Source organism: Candidatus Defluviilinea gracilis, from assembly GCF_057138825.1.
On sequence record NZ_DBNHEF010000026.1, the window covers coordinates 38,053 to 51,656 of the forward strand.

The 13,604-nt window shown below is 51.9% G+C and carries 16 protein-coding genes; 13 read left to right on the top strand and 3 right to left on the bottom strand.

The window, feature by feature from the left end; genetic code table 11:
* Nucleotides 1-152 precede the first annotated feature (152 nt).
* Entirely contained in the window at nucleotides 153-2,234 is a 2,082-nt protein-coding gene (gene fusA / locus AC16KF_RS03490) for an elongation factor G (protein WP_484035904.1), read from the top strand.
* A 98-nt stretch (nucleotides 2,235-2,332) separates the two neighbouring features.
* Here the strand turns inward: fusA and AC16KF_RS03495 are convergent, their stop codons facing one another.
* On the bottom strand, nucleotides 2,333-3,178 hold the full coding sequence (locus AC16KF_RS03495; protein WP_484035905.1) for a thermonuclease family protein: 846 nt from the start codon (nucleotides 3,176-3,178) through the stop codon (nucleotides 2,333-2,335).
* 574 nt (nucleotides 3,179-3,752) lie between these two features.
* Here AC16KF_RS03495 and AC16KF_RS03500 point away from each other — a divergent pair.
* From AC16KF_RS03500 to AC16KF_RS03530, 7 genes are all read left to right on the top strand, one after another.
* Nucleotides 3,753-4,751: a PLP-dependent cysteine synthase family protein gene (locus AC16KF_RS03500; RefSeq protein ID WP_484035906.1), complete on the top strand. Its 999-nt coding sequence runs from the start codon at nucleotides 3,753-3,755 to the stop codon at nucleotides 4,749-4,751.
* 6 nt (nucleotides 4,752-4,757) lie between these two features.
* Entirely contained in the window at nucleotides 4,758-5,189 is a 432-nt protein-coding gene (locus tag AC16KF_RS03505) for a M67 family metallopeptidase (protein WP_484035907.1), read from the top strand.
* Nucleotides 5,189-5,434, top strand: a complete 246-nt coding sequence (locus AC16KF_RS03510) for a sulfurtransferase TusA family protein (protein WP_484035908.1) — start codon at nucleotides 5,189-5,191, stop codon at nucleotides 5,432-5,434. The genes AC16KF_RS03505 and AC16KF_RS03510 overlap by 1 nt, the downstream gene beginning before the upstream one ends.
* 125 nt (nucleotides 5,435-5,559) lie before the next feature.
* The gene (locus AC16KF_RS03515; RefSeq protein WP_484035909.1) at nucleotides 5,560-6,084 is read left to right on the top strand and encodes a DsrE/DsrF/DrsH-like family protein; all 525 of its coding nucleotides are present in this window, start codon (nucleotides 5,560-5,562) and stop codon (nucleotides 6,082-6,084) included.
* A gap of 120 nt (nucleotides 6,085-6,204) precedes the next feature.
* Nucleotides 6,205-6,477 carry a MoaD/ThiS family protein gene (locus tag AC16KF_RS03520; RefSeq protein ID WP_484035910.1) on the top strand — a complete coding sequence of 91 codons (273 nt, stop codon included), beginning with the start codon at nucleotides 6,205-6,207 and terminating at the stop codon, nucleotides 6,475-6,477.
* Nucleotides 6,478-6,556: 79 nt separating this feature from the next.
* Nucleotides 6,557-7,708 carry a molybdopterin-synthase adenylyltransferase MoeB gene (gene moeB / locus AC16KF_RS03525; protein WP_484035911.1) on the top strand — a complete coding sequence of 384 codons (1,152 nt, stop codon included), beginning with the start codon at nucleotides 6,557-6,559 and terminating at the stop codon, nucleotides 7,706-7,708.
* A gap of 140 nt (nucleotides 7,709-7,848) precedes the next feature.
* Nucleotides 7,849-8,832 carry a hypothetical protein gene (locus AC16KF_RS03530; protein ID WP_484035912.1) on the top strand — a complete coding sequence of 328 codons (984 nt, stop codon included), beginning with the start codon at nucleotides 7,849-7,851 and terminating at the stop codon, nucleotides 8,830-8,832.
* A 146-nt stretch (nucleotides 8,833-8,978) separates the two neighbouring features.
* Here AC16KF_RS03530 and AC16KF_RS03535 read toward each other — a convergent pair whose 3' ends face one another.
* Nucleotides 8,979-9,377, bottom strand: a complete 399-nt coding sequence (locus tag AC16KF_RS03535) for a type II toxin-antitoxin system VapC family toxin (protein ID WP_484035913.1) — start codon at nucleotides 9,375-9,377, stop codon at nucleotides 8,979-8,981.
* On the bottom strand, nucleotides 9,374-9,646 hold the full coding sequence (locus tag AC16KF_RS03540; RefSeq protein WP_484035914.1) for a FitA-like ribbon-helix-helix domain-containing protein: 273 nt from the start codon (nucleotides 9,644-9,646) through the stop codon (nucleotides 9,374-9,376). Before AC16KF_RS03540 ends, AC16KF_RS03535 begins: the two co-directional genes overlap by 4 nt.
* 87 nt (nucleotides 9,647-9,733) lie before the next feature.
* Here AC16KF_RS03540 and AC16KF_RS03545 point away from each other — a divergent pair, with 87 nt between their 5' ends.
* From AC16KF_RS03545 to AC16KF_RS03565, 5 genes are all read left to right on the top strand, one after another.
* A complete protein-coding gene (locus tag AC16KF_RS03545; RefSeq protein ID WP_484035915.1) occupies nucleotides 9,734-11,143 on the top strand; it encodes a pyridoxal-phosphate dependent enzyme in 1,410 nt (469 codons plus the stop codon).
* A gap of 176 nt (nucleotides 11,144-11,319) precedes the next feature.
* Complete coding sequence (locus AC16KF_RS03550) at nucleotides 11,320-12,105, top strand: FtsK/SpoIIIE domain-containing protein (protein ID WP_484035916.1); 786 nt, start codon at nucleotides 11,320-11,322, stop codon at nucleotides 12,103-12,105.
* A 180-nt stretch (nucleotides 12,106-12,285) separates the two neighbouring features.
* Entirely contained in the window at nucleotides 12,286-12,594 is a 309-nt protein-coding gene (locus tag AC16KF_RS03555; RefSeq protein WP_484035917.1) for an RNA recognition motif domain-containing protein, read from the top strand.
* An 85-nt stretch (nucleotides 12,595-12,679) separates the two neighbouring features.
* A complete protein-coding gene (locus tag AC16KF_RS03560; RefSeq protein WP_484035918.1) occupies nucleotides 12,680-13,159 on the top strand; it encodes an N-acetyltransferase family protein in 480 nt (159 codons plus the stop codon).
* 43 nt (nucleotides 13,160-13,202) lie between these two features.
* The coding region (locus AC16KF_RS03565; RefSeq protein WP_484035919.1) for an alanine racemase at nucleotides 13,203-13,604 on the top strand (402 nt) is incomplete at its 3' end.

Below are 13,604 nucleotides of genomic sequence, written 5' to 3' on the forward strand. Positions count from 1 at the left end.
AAGGACGAGGGGGAGAAAATGTTGATCGAAGCGTGAACAGGCAGAGGCGGCGAGAGATGCGATGCACTTCATCCTGCTTTGACAATTCAATTGAGTTTGTTTACAATCATGCGACTTGCATCACATCCCATCTGCATAGGAAGGGCTTTTCGATGAAAGAGTATACCACTGAGTTTTTACGTAACGTTGCGCTGGTGTCGCATGGCGGCGCGGGGAAAACCATGTTGGCGGAATCGTTTTTGCATGTAACGGGGGGGACCACACGGCTTGGAAAAGTGGAAGACGGCGCGACAGTCTCCGATTATGACGATGAGGAACATCGTCGAAAAATTTCAATTTATTCCAGCGTTATCCCAATCGAACATCGCGATCACAAGATCAATATCATCGACGCGCCGGGCTACACCGATTTCGTGGGCGAAGCAATTTCCGCGTTGAGTGTTGCCGATGGCGCGATCATTGTCGTGGACGCGGTTGCCGGCATCGAGGTCGGCACCGAGTTAGCGTGGCGTTATTGCGATGAGTTCAACCTGCCGCGCTTTTTTGTGATCAACAAGATGGATCGCGATAACGCGGACTTTCAAAAGACATACGACGCCATCAAAGAATTTATAGAAGTGCATGGCAAGCGCGTGGTGCAAGTGCACATTCCCATTGGTGAGAAGCAAAATTTCAAAGGCGTGGTGGATGTCATCGGCATGAAAGCATACATGGGTGACGGCAAAACAACGGCTGACATCCCCGCTGAATTAAAAGAAGCGGCAGATGCGGCGCACTTTGCGATGGTGGAAGACGCGGCGGAGGGTGAGGACGAACTGATGGAAAAATATCTCGAGAACGGTTCTCTCTCGGACGAAGAGATGGTTCGCGGACTTGAAGATGTTGTCTACGCTGGAAGTTTTGTCCCGGTCTTCTGCGCGGCAGGCGCGCGGGAGATCGGAACGATTGCCCTGCTCAACGACATCATTGACCTGATGCCGCCTCCCGCGCAGGGACCGAAACGAGTTGCGCAAGGGAAGGATGGCGAGGAAGAATTGAAACCGTCTGATTCTGAACCGCTCGCCGCGTATGTGTGGAAGACGACTGCTGACCCGTTCGTCGGCAAGATGACGTACTTCCGCGTGTTGCAAGGTTCGATCCAAGCCGACGCGCATGTGTGGAATCAAAACAAAGGCGCGGACGAACGCATGTCGGGCTTGCATTTTCAGCGCGGCAAAGAAGTCATCCCTGCGAAGGTTGTCCACGCGGGAGACATCGCCGCCGTCTCAAAGTTGAGCGTCACCGCGACAGGCGACACGTTCTGCGACAAGGGACATCCGCTCATGGTTGCCAAGCCGCATTTCCCCGCCGCGTTGTATCGCGTGGCAGTGACTCCCAAGACGCAAGCCGACGCCGCGAAGATCTCGCCAACGCTCACCAAGTTGTGTGAAGAAGATTTGACGTTGACCTGGCAGAATGATCCCATCACTCACGAAACCGTGTTGCAAGGCATGGGCGATCAGCACATTGACGTGGCGATCAACCGCGCGCAGACGAAATTCCAAGTGGGGCTGGGAACGCATCAACCGAAGATTCCATATCGAGAAGGAATCACGCGCAAAGCATCCGCGCAATATCGCCACAAAAAACAGACAGGCGGCGCGGGCCAGTTTGGCGAAGTGCATCTGCGCATCGAGCCTCTGCCCTCCGCCGATTTTGAATTCGACGATGAACTCGTGGGGATGAATCTTTCCAAGTCCTATTTGCCGCCCATCGAAAAGGGAATCAAAGCCACGATGGAGCGCGGCGCGTTCGCAGGCTACCCGATGAGCAATGTAAAGGTCATCGTGTTCGACGGCAAAGAACATGAAGTGGATTCAAAACCTGTCGCGTTCGAGATCGCGGGACGCGAAGCGTTCAAACTCGCCGTGCAGGATGCGGGTCCCGTGTTGTTCGAGCCGATCATGAATGTCCGCGTCACCATCCCTGATGCAAACATGGGCGATGTGATGAGCGACCTCAACACCCGCCGTGGGCGCGTCCAAGGCACCGATTCGGAACGCGGCAACACGGTCATCGTGGCGCACGTCCCAATGGCGGAGATGACGCGCTACACCACGCAACTCCGCTCGATCACAGGCGGGCGCGGTTACTTCACGATGGAACTCGATCATTACGATGTTGTCCCGACCCATGTGGCGGGTGCGATCATCGAAGCGCATAAGAAGGAAATGGAGGGGAAGAAGGAGGAGTAGACCAGAGATTAGAGGCTGGAGATTAGAGATTAGAATCCCCTGAAGCAATTGTTTCAGGGGATTTTGTTTACGTGTCTGCTTGTGTACTTGTTTACGTTCTACTTCGGGTTGAACAGAATATCCTCAGGCGGCGTCTTCAACTGGATTCGCCGTCCGCTGATCTTCATCAAGTCTGCGAGCGAATCTTTCTTTGTCCCATCCCAGAGTTCGAGTTTGTCCTTTTGCCGTTTCATGTAATCGCTCAACATCCCAAAATCGGAGTTGTTGTCGAAGAATTTCACGAGCCTGCGGAACAACTTGGGCAGGATCAAAATATCTTCCTGCAAAGTGCGGATGTCGTACAGAGTGAAATCCGAAGTGCGGTCAATAGACCAGATGCCGCGCTTGGTCTTGCGCGCGCGTGCCACCACGGCGCGAATCTTTTCGGCGAAGGCGCGATCTGTGCCGATGTAAAACGTGGGGTAGACCAGTCCCTCGCGCGCGAGTTCAAAGTTGAGCGAATCTTCGATAGGCAAACTGTTTGAGTCCATGATCGCGCCGTCTGTCAGGTTGGCTGACTTGGGGAAGAGATAACTCACGGGTCGCCCGAACGGGTCAATGGACGCGGAGGCGATGAAACCAGATTTACCATCGTCTGCATCCACGATTTTTGTCTGACTCAAACTGTAGATCACATTTTTGATGCCGATCATCTCCAGGAGTGACTCGAGCGCGGCGAGCGCGAACGTGCGTGGCTGGTGATAGCCCTCGTAATGAGTCTCCAGCGCGTCAATCGACTCCACGCGGAGTTGTTTGCGTTTGTCATCCTTTTTTGCGGCGGCTTCCCCTTTCCATGTAAAAAACTCCCAGTGGCTTTGATCCTTCGCCTGAAAGCGGATCGAATCGCCGTCGGGCGAAAATCCCTTCACGTGGAATGTCCCTGCGATCACTTTGTATTGAGCCATATCTGCCTCCGTTGGTTGAATTCATTATAGAGATTTCTTGATGCAAATGCAACAGTAAAAATGATCGAAGTGTCCAAAGTCAAACACATCACCATCATGTCACCCTGAGCGTTAGCGAAGGGTCTCTGAGACGGTCGTGGAGATTCTTCGCCGCAAAGAGCAAGAGCGCGGCTCAGAATGACATAGAATTTAGTGTGTCTTTTGTGTTGGACACACGTAAAATGAACTGCAAAGAGCGCGAAGAACTTCTTGCTTTTCTTGGCGGACTTAGCGCGCTTCGCGGTAAAAACGAACGAAAGCGATATTTGTCTGACAAGTCTTCACGAACGCTGTACAAATTTAACTTGACAATCTCGGTAAGAACTGTAAAATAGCGAGCATCTGATTGCCAAACTATGAAAACACTTAACTATTGCTTGTGTCTACGGCGGGGCTCGTAACCACCGCCTGAGACACAGACCGCAGTCAACGACTTACTCAGAACGGTGGACGACTCCCGCGTGCTTCATTCCGCGAGGCGTTTGTTCGCCGTTCTTTTATTTTGTCTGTTGACTGCTTTTGATTTAAGGATGCAATGACTCTACTCGATTACAAAATTCCTCAGACCGATTCGGATTCGACGGGAGACATCACGTCGCTTGTTGGGGATACGCCTCTCATCCCGCTTCGCCGCCTCAGTGGAGGCTTGCCTCAGGCGGTGAGAGTTTTTGCTAAGGGCGAATGGTTCAACCCGAGCGGCTCCGTCAAAGATAGACCCGCGCTCAACATCATTCAGTCCGCGCTTGCGGATGGCGACCTCGGAAACGGAAAGCGATTGCTCGATTCAACGTCGGGCAACATGGGCATCTCGTACGCAACCTTCGGCGCGGCGCTTGGGATTCCCGTCACATTGACCATCCCTGCCAGCGCCAGCCCCGAACGACTCGCCATCTTGCGCGCGCTCGGCGCGGAGCTGATCCTCACCGATCCTAGCGAAGGTTCAGACGGCGCAATTGTTGAAGCGCGGAAGTTGGCAATCGAAAATCCGAGCCTGTTTTGGTATGCGAATCAATACATTAATCCCGCCAACTGGCAGGCGCACTACAAGTCAACGGGACCCGAAATCCTTGCCCAGACGAACGGCGAGATCACGCATCTGGTCGTCGGGCTCGGCACATCAGGGACGTTGATGGGCACAGGCAAATATTTGCGCGAGCAATTGCCCGATGTGAAAATTATCGCATTTCAGCCTGATGCCGCGTTTCATGGATTGGAAGGACTCAAGCATATGCCGTCGGCGATCAAGCCGGGGATTTACGATGAAACATTTGCCGATGAGACTCTTGAAATCAAAACCGAAGACGCGCGTGAAATGGTCGCGCGGCTGGCGCGGGAGGAAGGTCTGTTTGTCGGCATCTCGTCTGGGGCGGCGGCGGTTGCGGCATTGCGAGTCGCTGAACGATTGGATGAAGGTGTTGTCGTCACGGTCTTCCCCGATTCGGGCGATAAATACTTGAGCGACAAAAATTTATGGGAGTCAACGCAATTCCGCGCTGAGCGGCGCGACAGCGAAGTCGAAGCGGGGAGAGGGTGAGGCAATATGTTGAAGATTTCGAATGACCTACTCGTTCGCATCAACGCGCATTTGGAAGCGGCATATCCCGATGAAGGCGCGGGATTCTTGCTGGGCGAGGAAGGCGAAGTGAAAGAGATTCTCACATTGCCCAACGCGCGCGAAGACGGAGCGCGGCACAATCGCTTTTTGATCACGGCTGAGGAGTACATGAAGGCTGAGGTGAGGGCAGACAGCCTCACCCTGAGTCTGATCGGCGTCTTCCACTCGCATCCCGATTGCCCCAACGTCCCATCCGAATATGACCGTGAGTGGGCGCAACCGTTCTTCTCGTACATCATCACGCGCGTGGACGATGGCAAGGCGGTCAGCCATCGCTCGTGGAGATTGACGGAAGATCGCTCGAAGTATGACGAAGAAGAAATTTATATTTTTGAAAACGAACAGGAGAAAAAATAATGGAAGCGTTTGAAGTGATCAAAGAAGATCGGCTGTTGGATTGCAGTGATCTGTTGTGTCCGATGCCGATCGTGAATACGACGAAGGCGATGAAGGAATTACAGCCCGGTCAAATTTTGAAGATGGTCTCCACCGACGCGGGTTCGCCGCCTGACATCGAAGCGTGGAGTCGGCAAACTGGTAATGAGTTGTTGCTTTCGACCGTCGAAGGCGGCAAGTTTGTATTCTTTTTAAGGAAGAAATAATTTTCTTACCACAAAGGACCCGAAGGTCACTAAGGTTGGATGAGTGACGAGCGAATCGCCTTTCTGTAGATTTTCTCTTTGTGTACTTTGTATCCTTCGTGTTGGAAAGTTTTGGAGAATTTACTATGTCTAAATCAAACCCGAACGCGCCGAAGAGGCTCGCGTTAATTTCCAGCAAAGGGACGCTGGACTGGGCATACCCTCCGTTCATCCTTGCGAGCGCGGCTGGCGCGATGGGCTGGGAAGTGGGCGTGTTCTTCACGTTTTATGGACTCACGTTGCTCAAGCCTGAACTCACTGCGGCGGTCTCGCCGTTGGGTAACCCCGCCATGCCGATGAAAATGCCCTTCGGTCCCGAAGCGTTCCAAAATATTAATTGGGCGATGCCGAATTTGCTCATGGCAAATGTGCCGGGCTTTGAAGGCGTGGCGACCAATCTAATGAAGAAGACGTTCAAGAATAAAGGCGTCGCTACCATTGAGGAACTGCGCGAGGTCTCCATTGACTTGGGCGTTCGCTTGATCGGTTGCCAGATGACGATGGATGTGTTCGGCTTCAGCAGGGAAGATTTCATCCCGCAGGCAGAGATCGGCGGGGCGGCGACTTTCCTCGAATATGCCGCCGATGCGGATGTACAATTGTTTATCTAGAACTCCTTAACCACAAAGGACACTACGGTCACTAAGGTTTAAAACCTTAAGGCGAAACCGCCTTTCCCCTTTGTGTACTTCGTGTCCTTTGTGGTAAAAAGAAACGAGAAAATATACCTTATGACCATTTTGAGAATCCCAACCCCCTTGCGCCCGTACACGAACGGCAAGAATGAAGTCAACGTGAACGGCGCGAACATATCCGAAGCGTTGAACGACCTGACCAAGCAATTTCCGAACATCAAGCCGCATTTGTTCAATGAGGGCGGCGAACTGCGTCCATTCGTCAATATTTTTATCGGCGAGAACAATATCAAAGATTTGCAAGGCGTCGAAACGCCGATCAAAGATGGGGAGAGGTTGATGTTGATCCCGTCCATTGCGGGCGGTTGAAGAAACGGAATGCGGACTTGAGTCCGCAAGAAAATAATGGTGCGGACCGAAGTCTGCGCTCCGAATGAAAAGAGATTTTATGACCCAAGAACTTTCTCGCGATGAAATCCTGCGTTACTCGCGCCACTTGTTGATTCCCGAAGTTGCGCTCGAGGGTCAGCGTAAATTGAAAAATTCCTCCGTGCTGATCATCGGCACAGGCGGACTTGGCTCGCCTGTCGCGTTGTATCTCGCCGCGGCGGGCGTCGGTCGTATCGGGCTCGTGGATTACGATGTGGTTGATTCGTCGAACCTGCAACGGCAGGTGATTCACGGCACGTCTACGATTGGAAAGTTGAAAGTGGAAAGCGCCAAAGAAAAATTACTGGATTTGAATCCCGACATTCAAGTGGATGTGTTCAACGAGCCGTACACCTCCGAGAACGCGCTTCGAATCGCCCGCGACTTCGACTTGATTCTCGATGGCACCGACAACTTCCCTACGCGCTACCTCACCAACGACGTGGCGGTCTTCCTCGGCAAACCGAACGTCTACGCCTCGATCTATCGCTTCGACGGGCAGGTGAGCGTCTTCTACGCCAAAGAGGGACCGTGCTACCGGTGTCTCTTCCCCGAGCCGCCCCCGCCGGGACTCGTCCCTTCGTGCGCGGAAGGCGGAGTTCTAGGCGTGTTGCCCGGAACGATCGGCACACTGCAAGCCACAGAAGCGTTGAAACTTTTACTCGGCATCGGCGAGCCGTTGATCGGAAAACTTCTGCTGTATAACGCGCTCGACATGTCGTTTGACTTTGTGAAGTTGAAGAAGAATCCAAACTGCCGCGTGTGCGGACCGAACGCCGACATCAAAGAGTTGATCGATTACGAAGAATTTTGCGGTGTCCCGAGTCACGACCACGACGAAGGGTCTGCTGGCGCCGGTTTGGATATCACCGCCCCCGAGCTTTCTGAACGATTGAAGACGAATCACCTCAAACTGCTCGATGTCCGCGAACCGCACGAGTTGGAAATTTCCGCACTGCCGAACGCGATCAACATTCCGCTGGGCGAACTGGCGGGCAGGCTCACCGAATTGGACTCTGCCGACGAGATGGTCGTTTTTTGCAAGGGCGGCTCACGCTCCGCCCGCGCGCTGGAGTTGCTGGCAAGCGCCGGGTTCAAGAAGGCGAAGAACCTCAAAGGCGGCATCAACGCCTGGGCGAGGGAGGTGGATGGGAGTTTGCCGTTGTATTGATTGAGCTTAAGCAAGAACTTAGGCATGAACTTAAGCATGAAGACCAGGTTGAAATTTAGGAACTTTTCCAACTGAACATTCGTTTACTTTGGTGATGTGTCAAAGATTGAACAAAGTCACCTATATTTGAAGGAGCGAAGATGAAAAACACTAATCGACGCAGGTTTCCAAAAATAGTGACCATCCTCTCACTAGGGCTTTTAATGTGCATTGGCGTCTTGTCTAACCCGGAAATGATCGCAAAAGCAATCGCTCGCAATTTCGATATTGTTTTGTTCTGGCGGGTTCGTTTTGAACTCCTTGGTCAGTCGCCAAAGGGACATCACTATATAGACTTATTCGATCAACATGGCAGAGAGATCACGGATATCTTATTTGCACATCGGTCTCCGCTGCTGCTTGATTCATTGTCCTTGTTAAATTTATGGACTCCAAATCTCAATGCCCTTGTAAACGGAAATGGTGATGATGTAAAAATTACTGATGCTCAAGTAAATGCAGTGCTCACCTACCTGGATAAAATTAGTCAATGGGCAAGCCCGGAGTTGAAAACCACAATCGTTACTGAAATGTCAATCACGCCGCTGGAAATGACTGTAGGATTGACAATGGATCAAGCGTGGATTTTCCTCAATCAAGACCCTCGTTATCCTGTTCCATCCGATTTATCTAGTGCGTCTGTTTCGCAACTCGAATCAATAGACATAGATCGTTTCCATTGGGCGGTTCAAGAATTTCCCGATTATTCAATTGATTTTGAGAACACTGTTTGGGATTTTCTGTCGTGGCATAATGGGGTTTCCCATTCTTGGGAGTTTGTGAATCGATCTGTTCCTGATTGCGTTGTGACGATGCCTAAAACGCTATCTGACCCATATTCTAGGTATATCGTCGAATCCAAAGTTTTAGGTGATTTTCAATATTACTCTCGGTTATCAGGTGATCCTGATCTTATCTTCTATATTCTTTATGAGCAGTTCGATGCCACTTCTGCAGGAAACGATCAACTGTCGCAAGGGTTGATGTTTATTATTTATCCGGGTTATGTGGATAGCGAAAATTGCATTGCGCAAAGCGAAACTCTAATTAGCAATGTTCATTTCACAGCTGCGCCTCATAGGTGAAGATGGATTTCCCCAGTCATTAGATCGGTTTGAGTTGTTTCTCAAAATTCTATTAAATCCGAGTGACGTGCACGCGGACGTTAGAGAACATCCGCTTTCGGAGCAAACATTTCCACCTTTGAAAAAGGTCTATTAGAGATATGTGCTTACTTTATAAACTCTTTTAATGCAATCGCTGAACCTGGAAATCGTTGTAATAATTGCTTGTCCGATGTTACGAGCAATATATTAAGTTGCTGGGCTAGGGCAATGAACTCGCAGTCATAAGCGGTGCAGTCGCTTTTTGAAACCAGTTCAAACACCTTTTCAGACGAAGGCGCCACCTGCCGGTTTTCTAATGTCAACAAAGCATCCCTCATAATTTCTTGCGCTTGAGATAATTCCATGCCCCGGCGAATGTACCCCGCAAGAACATTTCGGAATTCGCTTTGCCACAAAGGCGGAACGATCCAATGAGGGTCTTTTGCTAAAACATCTTGCGCTAAAGGTGTTTGGTCGCCCGTAATAAAGAGATACACGATCAAGTTCGTGTCCGCAACGATCATTCCCTGCCCTCGTTGATCAATTTTTCAATTTCATCTGCCGTAATTTTGTATTGGGCGGTGAGTTCGCGCACCTTTCGGGCGCGTTTCAAGGTTTCTTGAATATCAAGCGGCGGAATGGAAATTGCCTGCTCAAGAATGGACAGGATTTCTCCGTTGATGCTGCGATGATTGGTCTTTGCCTGATTTCTGATCATGTCATAAACGGCTTCTGGAATATTTTTGATTGTCACAGTGACCATTTTTGCCTCGCGGTTCCATTTTGGAACCATTATGGTTTACTGGCGATGTTCTGTCAAGTGTGATTTTGTTTCTAAACGAAACTGGTAAAATACCAGCATCCCAACGAAGGAGCGAGAATGGCATTACCCGTCTCAAAGGAAAAACGAGTCTATGACAATATCCTAGGCGCGATGGGGAACACCCCGCTTGTACGATTAGGGAGGATAGCCAGAGATTTACCGGTTCCGTTGTATGCAAAATTGGAATGGATGAACCCAGGCGGTTCGGTCAAAGACCGGGTTGGGGCGTTCATCATCGAACAGGCTGAAAAGCGCGGAGAGATCAAACCGGGCGGGACAATCGTTGAGGCGACATCGGGAAACACAGGCGTGGGTCTTGCCATTGCGGCGGCGTTGAAGGGCTATAAAACCATCTTCGTCATGCCGGATAAAATGAGCAACGAAAAAATTTTGTTGTTACGCGCGTATGGCGCGAAGGTGGTCATCACACCGACAGCGGTTGCGCCGGACGATCCGCGCTCGTATTATGAAGTGGCAAAGCGATTCGTCCGCGAAACGCCGAACGCGATCCTTGCCAACCAATATCACAACCCCGATAACCCAAAGACGCACGAACTGACAACCGGTCCCGAGTTGTGGGATCAGACCGATGGGCGTGTGACCGATGTCATCATCGGCATGGGGACCGGCGGAACGATCACAGGTGTCGGGCGTTTTCTCAAGTCGAAGAATCCGAAGATCCAAATCGTGGGCGTGGACATCGAAGGCTCGATCCTCACAGAGATTTGGCAAAACAAAGGAACGATTCCCGATGGCGCGTATCCCAAAACATACAAAGTGGAGGGGATTGGCGAGGACTTTCTTCCAACCGCGCTCGATCTTTCGGTTGTAGATGCCATCGAACGCGCGGGCGACCGCGAATCGTTTTTGTGGGCGCGTCAACTGGTGAGACAGGAAGGAATCTTTGCAGGCGGCTCGTCTGGGTCGGCGCTGGCTGGCGCGATCAAATATTGTCGTAAGTTAAGAGGAGCTCGTTTGCCGGTTGTGCTTCTCCCGGATTCGGGCTCGCGTTACCTTTCAAAATTTTACGACGACAAGTGGATGCGCGAGTTCGGTTTCCTCTCGATGGAATTCGGCGAAACGACGCTGGGCGATCTGCTCATTGCCAAACCCGACAAAGTTTTGTACACCGCCACGATCGGCGATTCAATTCGCAAGGTTGTCGCCATCATGCACCAGCATGGGATTTCACAAATGCCTGTCGTCGGCGCGGATGGAACGCTTGTCGGCTTGATCGAAGAAGTGGATTTGCTCAATCACATGCTCGATAAACACGAGCATACACAGGATGAGGCGATCGATCCGCTTGTGCAACACGCTGGCGCAGTTTTTCCCTCAGAGACGTCGCTCGAAGAAGCGATGCCATCGTTGAAAGTTGGGCTGGCTCTCATTGTCATCGATAACAGCCGCCCGCTTGGGATCCTCACCAAGATCGATGTGCTGGATTATGTGGCGGGGAAGATCTAACCGCGCTCATGGCGCCCTTGCGAGTGGAACCGTTTCGGGCGCGATTGGATAGGTCGATCCATGCGAAAAGCGGGCGCAATCCGCGTCCGCTTTTTTGATTCAAACTTTAAGTTTCAAAACCTTGACGAGAAATTCATGGCGATTAAAATAGAACATAAGTTCTAAAGGAGCTTGCCATGACCCACGACAATCATCGTTACGCACAGCTGTTGGATGCGCGGATGGAACTCAAAGCGGAAGCCGCTGCGCCTCATCCCGCGCCTCTGCCTGCTTTGCCCACCCTCGACCAGATTCTCGCCCAAATTGGTCCTCTACCGCGCGAAGCATTATTCCTCGGCATGGCTTCAGACGGCTTGCCGGTGTTGTTGAACATGCGCGATCCCGCGGTGGGACCGATCCTCATCGCCGGCGACGCCGGTTCGGGGAAGACCGCATTCTTGAAAAACATTGTCCGCGCGCTGTCGTTGACTCATGAACCATCAGAGGTTCAGTTCGGAGTGATCACGACGCATCTTAATGAGTGGGAAGACGAGAGGATTTCGCCGTATCGCGTGGCGATTTTCTCGGCTCATGAAGATGGCGCGCCGGAGTTGTTGCTTTCACTTGCCGCATGGGCGCGCGCGAACACAAGCAATAAACAATCCGTGCTTTTGCTGATCGACGATCTCGAGGCAGTGGCAGGATTCGACTTCGACTCCCTGCAAAACTTGCGCTGGCTCCTCGCGCATGGGGCGTCTCGCCAGGTTTGGGCTTTCCTCACTATGACCGCGCCACGCTATGGAAGAGTCATTTCGTGGATTCCCATTTTTCGCACCCGTATTTTTGGGCGAGTTGGCGATGCGCGGATTGCGAACGCGCTTGGCGGAGACGCCTCGTCACGGTTGGACCAGTTGCAGGTGGCGAACCAGTTTTCCCTGCGCGAGAACGGGAAGTGGCTGAGATTTTGGTCGATGAATTCGTAGTCCGTCAAATCCAGATTGTGCTAAAATTTAGAGGTCGTTGCATGAGAAATGGCGGTCCGACAATCAGAGGGAAACTCGCTTCCTGGCACCTGGGTGTCTGTGATCACTACGTCATGCACTATCGTTCCGTCTCGCTTCGGCGGTTGCTTCACCGTCGAAGCCCACACTCAGGAGAATAGCATGGAAGCAAAATTGTATGTCGGTAATCTGCCGTTCAACACAGGCGATGCGGATTTGCAGGACCTGTTCGCGCAGGCGGGCACGGTGAAGTCGGCGCAGGTCATCCGTGACCGCGCCAGCGGACGTTCCAAGGGCTTTGGCTTTGTGGAGATGAATTCGGCTGACGAAGCCCAGAACGCCATCTCCATGTTCCATGGCAAAGATTTCAATGGCCGCGCGATGACCGTGAACATTGCCCGTCCGCGCGAGGAACGTCCCGGCGGTTTCCGCGGCGGCGACCGTAACCGCGAGCGCCGGCGCGATTACTAAGCCATCTCGTTCGGTTTGATGTTGAGCCAAATGGGCGGTGCCAGCCATTTGGCTCAATTCATTTTTAGCAGGCAAGGTGTATCGAATGATTGAGAATTTGACGATCCGTGAATACATCGACGCTGATTTTGATTCGGTGACGATCTTGTGGCGTGTTTCTCGTGAAAAATCGTTGCCCGATCTTCAGCGCGAGAAAGGTCATTTCTTCTTCGAAGACCGCGATTATTTTCAAAATCGAATACTGGCTACGAACAAAGTTTGGGTTGCTGTGACGGACGGTCGTATTGCGGCGTTTATGGCAATGGAAAACGAGTTTATCGACCAGTTATACGTCCGCCCTGATTTTTGGCGGCAGGGAATTGGCGAAGCGTTGCTCGAACATGCGCGAAAGATCTCGCCTGCGCATCTTTGGCTTTACACGTTGCAGGTCAATCGGAATGCCCGCGCGTTTTACGAAAAACACGGGTTTATCGCCGAGAAGTTTGGAACAAGCCCGCCGCCCGAAAGCGAGCCTGATGTTGAATATCACTGGCGCAATCCGCCAATCGTAAATCGCCAATCGTAAATCGCCAATCGTAAATCGTAAATCGTAAATCGTAAATCGAATCATGCGACCTACCTTCCTTGAAGTAAATCTCACTCAACTGAAAAAGAACATCGAAGCGATCCGCGCGCGGGTTGCCCCCGCAAAGGTGATGCCGATGGTGAAAGCCAACGCCTATGGGCACGGTGTGGATGGCGTCGCGCCGTTCATCGAACCCTTTGTGGATTATTTCGGCGTTGCGATCGCGGAGGAGGGAATCCACCTTCGCGCGTTGGGAATCAAAAAGCCGATTCTGGTCGCGGGCGGGGCGTTTGCGGAACAACTTCCCTTGTTTGCCGAATACGATCTGACGCTGACTGGCTCTTCCATTGCTTTGCTTTCCGCCGCGGAAGACTTCTCTCGAACTTCGGGCAGGCGCGTCAAAACTCATTTGAAATTCGATACCGGCATGGAGCGTATTGGAGCC

What these genes read in the sequence shown, in the direction of transcription:
- AC16KF_RS03535 (WP_484035913.1), bottom strand. Translation starts at nt 9,377, where the DNA reads ATGATCGTTGCGGACACGAACTTGATCGTGTATCTCTTTATTACGGGC.
- AC16KF_RS03515 (WP_484035909.1), top strand. Translation starts at nt 5,560, where the DNA reads ATGTCTAAATCAAACCCGAACGCGCCGAAGAGGCTCGCGTTAATTTCC.
- AC16KF_RS03550 (WP_484035916.1), top strand. Translation starts at nt 11,320, where the DNA reads ATGACCCACGACAATCATCGTTACGCACAGCTGTTGGATGCGCGGATG.
- AC16KF_RS03500 (WP_484035906.1), top strand. Translation starts at nt 3,753, where the DNA reads ATGACTCTACTCGATTACAAAATTCCTCAGACCGATTCGGATTCGACG.
- AC16KF_RS03545 (WP_484035915.1), top strand. Translation starts at nt 9,734, where the DNA reads ATGGCATTACCCGTCTCAAAGGAAAAACGAGTCTATGACAATATCCTA.
- moeB (WP_484035911.1), top strand. Translation starts at nt 6,557, where the DNA reads ATGACCCAAGAACTTTCTCGCGATGAAATCCTGCGTTACTCGCGCCAC.
- AC16KF_RS03505 (WP_484035907.1), top strand. Translation starts at nt 4,758, where the DNA reads ATGTTGAAGATTTCGAATGACCTACTCGTTCGCATCAACGCGCATTTG.
- AC16KF_RS03560 (WP_484035918.1), top strand. Translation starts at nt 12,680, where the DNA reads ATGATTGAGAATTTGACGATCCGTGAATACATCGACGCTGATTTTGAT.
- fusA (WP_484035904.1), top strand. Translation starts at nt 153, where the DNA reads ATGAAAGAGTATACCACTGAGTTTTTACGTAACGTTGCGCTGGTGTCG.
- AC16KF_RS03540 (WP_484035914.1), bottom strand. Translation starts at nt 9,646, where the DNA reads ATGGTTCCAAAATGGAACCGCGAGGCAAAAATGGTCACTGTGACAATC.
- AC16KF_RS03510 (WP_484035908.1), top strand. Translation starts at nt 5,189, where the DNA reads ATGGAAGCGTTTGAAGTGATCAAAGAAGATCGGCTGTTGGATTGCAGT.
- AC16KF_RS03495 (WP_484035905.1), bottom strand. Translation starts at nt 3,178, where the DNA reads ATGGCTCAATACAAAGTGATCGCAGGGACATTCCACGTGAAGGGATTT.
- AC16KF_RS03520 (WP_484035910.1), top strand. Translation starts at nt 6,205, where the DNA reads ATGACCATTTTGAGAATCCCAACCCCCTTGCGCCCGTACACGAACGGC.
- AC16KF_RS03530 (WP_484035912.1), top strand. Translation starts at nt 7,849, where the DNA reads ATGAAAAACACTAATCGACGCAGGTTTCCAAAAATAGTGACCATCCTC.
- AC16KF_RS03555 (WP_484035917.1), top strand. Translation starts at nt 12,286, where the DNA reads ATGGAAGCAAAATTGTATGTCGGTAATCTGCCGTTCAACACAGGCGAT.